1 protein-coding gene and 1 pseudogene are annotated in these 4,436 nt (G+C 64.8%); both read right to left on the bottom strand.

The features are described from left to right. A pseudogene (gltB, locus tag AHiyo1_RS14795) lies at positions 1-3,156 on the bottom strand (glutamate synthase large subunit); the annotation flags it as partial. Between the two features lie 107 nt (positions 3,157-3,263). Beyond that, a partial coding sequence (gene lgt / locus AHiyo1_RS14800; RefSeq protein ID WP_084784526.1) for a prolipoprotein diacylglyceryl transferase occupies positions 3,264-4,436 on the bottom strand: 1,173 nt, incomplete at its 5' end.

A 4,436-nucleotide genomic window follows, 5' to 3' on the forward strand; every position in this document is an offset into this window, starting at 1 on the left:
CGCCGGACGCCACCGTGCCGATCCCGACTTCGGACACCAGCTTCACGTGCACGCGCGCCGAGGGGTTGGCCCGCTTGGCGTCGTAGATGAGCTGTGCGAGGTCCTCGATCGAGTAGATGTCGTGGTGCGGGGGCGGGGAGATGAGCCCGACGCCCGGGGTCGAGTGACGAGTCCGGGCTACCCAGGGGTACACCTTCTGCGCCATCAACTGGCCGCCTTCACCGGGCTTGGCGCCCTGGGCCATCTTGATCTGGATGTCCTCGGCGTTGGTCAGGTACAGGCTGGTCACGCCGAAACGGCCGGAGGCGATCTGCTTGATCGCGGAGCGGCGCTCCGGGTCCAGCAGGCGGTCCACGTCTTCGCCGCCTTCACCGGTGTTGGACTTGGCGCCCAGCCGGTTCATGGCGATTGCGAGGGTTTCGTGGGCTTCCTTGGAGATGGAGCCGTAGCTCATCGCCCCGGTGGAGAAGCGCTTCACGATGCTGGAAACCGGCTCGACTTCCTCAAGAGGCACGGCGGGGCGCAGGGTGTCCTTGAACTTCAAGAGCCCACGCAGGGTCATGAGGTTCTCGGACTGGTCGTCGATTCCCTTGGTGTAGGACTTGAAGATGTCGTAGCGGCGTTCGCGCGTGGCGTGCTGGAGGCGGAAGACAGTCTCCGGGTTGAACAGGTGCGGTTCACCGTCGCGGCGCCACTGGTATTCACCGCCGCCGAGCAACGGACGGTGCGGCAGCTCGATGCCGCCTTCCGGGTAGGCCATCTGGTGGCGTGCCGAAACCTCGGCGGCGATGACGTCCAGGCCGACGCCACCCAACTGGGAGTGGGTGCCGGAGAAGAACTCGTCCACGAGGTCCTGGGACAGGCCCAAGGCTTCGAATGTTTGGGCACCGGTGTAGGAAGCCACCGTGGAAATGCCCATCTTGGACATAATCTTCAGGACACCCTTGCCGAGGCCCTTGATGAGGTTGTAGACGCCGTCTTCGGGAGTCACGCCAACCACTTCGCCGGTGCTGATGAGCTGCTCCACGGATTCCATGGCCAGGTAGGGGTTCACGGCGGAAGCGCCGAAGCCTACGAGCACCGCCACGTGGTGCGTTTCGCGGACGTCGCCGGCCTCGACCACCAGGGCGGTCTTGGTGCGGTTGGCGCTGCGCAGCAAGTGGTGGTGTACCGCGCTGACGAGCAGCAGGGACGGGATCGGGGCCCATTGCGCGTTGGAGTCGCGGTCGGACAGCACGATGTACTGAACGCCGCGGTTGATCGCGCCGGAAACCTGCTCGCAGATTTCCGTGAGGCGGCTCCGCAGTGCTGCTTCGCCGCCCTCCGGACGGTAGAGTCCGCGGACCTTCATGGCGACCTTGTCGCGTCGGCGTTCTCGATGTTGGCGATCTTGGCGAGCTGGTCGTTGTTGATCACCGGGAACGGCAGGGAGATCTGCGGCTGGCGGACCTGCCCGACGTCGAGAAGGTTGCCGTTGGGACCGATGGCGCACTTCAGCGAGGTCACGAGCTCTTCGCGGATCGCGTCCAAGGGCGGGTTGGTGACCTGGGCGAAAGACTGCACGAAGTAGTCGAACAGCAAGCGCGGGCGCTTGGACAGCACGGCAACCGGAGTGTCGGAGCCCATGGCGCCGAGCGGTTCGGCCCCGGTCCGGGCCATCGGCCCGAGGAGGATCTTCAACTCCTCGGTGGTGTAGCCGAACGTCCGCTGGCGGATGTTCACGGACGCAGCCGTGTGCAGCACGTGCTCGCGCTCGGGTAGCTCGTTGAGGTCGATCAGGTTGTCCTTGACCCATTCAGCCCAAGGGTTGGCCGCGGCCACCTCGGCCTTGACCTCGGCGTCGTCGATGATGCGACCGGCTTCGGTGTCCACCAGGAACATCTTCCCCGGCGAAACACGGCCCTTCTTGACCACCTTGGCCGGTTCGACCTCGATCACGCCGACTTCGGAGGCGAAGACGATCAGGCCGTCTTCGGTGATCCAGTAACGGCCGGGGCGCAGGCCATTGCGGTCAAGGGTCGCACCAACGAGGTTGCCGTCGGTGAAGGACACCGCCGCCGGACCGTCCCACGGCTCCATGAGCAGGGAGTGGTACTCGTAGAAGGCGCGGCGTGCCGGATCCATCGTGGCGTGGTTTTCCCACGCCTCGGGGATCATCATCATGATCGAATGCGTGATGGGCCGCCCGGAAAGCCAGAGCAGCTCGGCAACCTCATCGAAGGACGCGGAGTCCGAGGCACCCGGCGTGCAGATGGGGTACAACTCCTCCGGGGAGTCGCCCAGCAGCGGGTTCGCGAGTTGGGACTGGCGCGCCCGCATCCAGTTCCGGTTGCCCTTGACGGTGTTGATTTCGCCGTTGTGGGCGATGGTGCGGAAGGGCTGGGCGAGCGGCCACGACGGGAACGTGTTCGTGGAAAAGCGCGAGTGCACGATCGCAAGCTTGGTCTTGAAGCGCTTGTCCGAGAGATCCGGGTAGAACGGCTCCAGCTGGGCAGTGGTCAACATGCCCTTGTACACGATGGTGCGCGAGGACAGCGACGGGAAGTAGACGCCGAACTTGTTCTGGGCACGCTTGCGGATACGCCAGGCCCGGGAGTCGAGTTCATTCCGGTCCAGCACTTCGCCCGTCGCGGAAGCAAGGAACGGCTGCGCGAAGTAAGGCATGCAGGCACGGGCCATGGCGCCGACCAGGTCCCCGACCACCGGCACTTCACGCCAGCCAAGGACCGTCAGTCCCTCATCGACTGCAAGCGCCTCGATGCCGGCCTTTGCGGTCTCTGCTTCGCGGGTTTCAGCAGGCAGGAAGGCGGTGCCCACCACGTACTGGCCGGGTGCGGGGAGCTCGAACTCAGTGACGGCCCGGAAGAATTCGTCCGGAACCTGCATGAGGAGCCCGGCGCCGTCGCCCGTGCCTTCGTCGGCGCCCACGGCGCCGCGGTGTTCGAGGTTGCGCAGGGCAGTCAGTGCCGCTTCCACGATGTCATAGCCGGGTTCACCACGCAGGGTGGCGATAATGGCCAGGCCGCAAGCGTCCTTCTCCTGCTCAGGGTTGTAGAGTCCCTGGGCTTCCGGGAGCGCAGCGAAACGCTTGAAGGGCGAGATGGCCCCCTGCGGTTCGACTGTTTCGGACCAGCTTGGGTTATGAAGATGGGTCATTGAAGACGTCCTTCCTCGAGATCGTGCGAATGGAAGGGACAACGTTGGCCCCACCTTGCCTGCCGTGTGACGGGCATAACAAAGCGCTAGTTACTTGAAATTGTAGGTCAGCGGGCAAGTCGCAACGAACAGTTACGCATGCCCCTGACCCAAGCTTGACCGCGGAGCCTCTGTGTGCTGCCGGGCGACTGCCAAGTGTGCCACGACGCTGTGGCCGGGGGCCTCTGGGCGGTAGCCCGGTTCCCTGTGCCGTAGCGCTGGCTACTTGGTGCTGCCAGCTTCCGGCCGGATCCGGGGGCGCTGCTGGCGGTGGTTTCGGTGGACGCGGAGCCGGAATCCGACGTGACGCCGGCGTGTGACTCCTCGGCCGTTTCCGTAGGCTCAGCAGTATGGCCCAGATCGCTTTGGTTATTCCGGAGATTACCATGCGCACCGGTATCTGAGACAGATCCGTCCGTATCATGGGCCTTCGCATCGGTCACAATTGTGCTGTCCGTCTCAGTGGCAGCAGTCGGCTCATCGGCATTTGAGTTGGCGGCGGGCTCATCTTCGTCGGTTGTCACCGCGGAGGGCTCCCTGCCGGGAAGGTACGCTGTGTCCGGCTCCGGCCTGCCGCGCAGGCTCAGGGCGATGAAGATGATGAGCGCCGCGACGAAGACGAAGATGCTCGTCCATACGTTGAGCCGCGTCGTGATGCCGAAGAGGTTGATCTGTTCGGCATCGTCGATCCGCAACGCTTCGATCCAGACGCGGCCAAGCGTGTAGTAGATGGCATACAGCCAGAAGAGCCTGCCACGGCGGAAATGGAAGCGGCGGTCCAGGACGAGGAGGACCACGACGCCGACGATGTTCCAGAGGGATTCGTAAAGGAACGTCGGGTGGAAGAGCGTGTCGCTGGGCATTCCGGCCGGGAAATTGGGGCTGTTGGGATCTATTTGGAGGCCCCACGGCAAGGTGGTGGGTCCGCCGAAGAGTTCCTGGTTGAACCAGTTTCCCCAACGTCCGATCGCTTGCGCCAGCAGCAGCCCGGGGGCTGCGGCATCCAGGAAGGCCGTGAGCTTGACGCCGGACCGGCGGCAACCAAGCCACGCACCGACAACGCCGAGAACCACGGCACCCCAGATACCCAGGCCGCCTCGCCAGATCTGCGGGATCAGGGAGAGGTCGCCCGTGCCGTTGAAGCCGGGGCCGAAGTAGGCGTCCGGTGAGGAGATGACGTGGTAGAGCCGGCCGCCCACGATGCCGAAGGGGATGGCCCAGATGGCGATGTCCCACAGGCT

This window comes from Arthrobacter sp. Hiyo1, from assembly GCF_001263615.2.
In the GTDB taxonomy this organism is placed as follows: Bacteria; Actinomycetota; Actinomycetes; order Actinomycetales; family Micrococcaceae; genus Arthrobacter.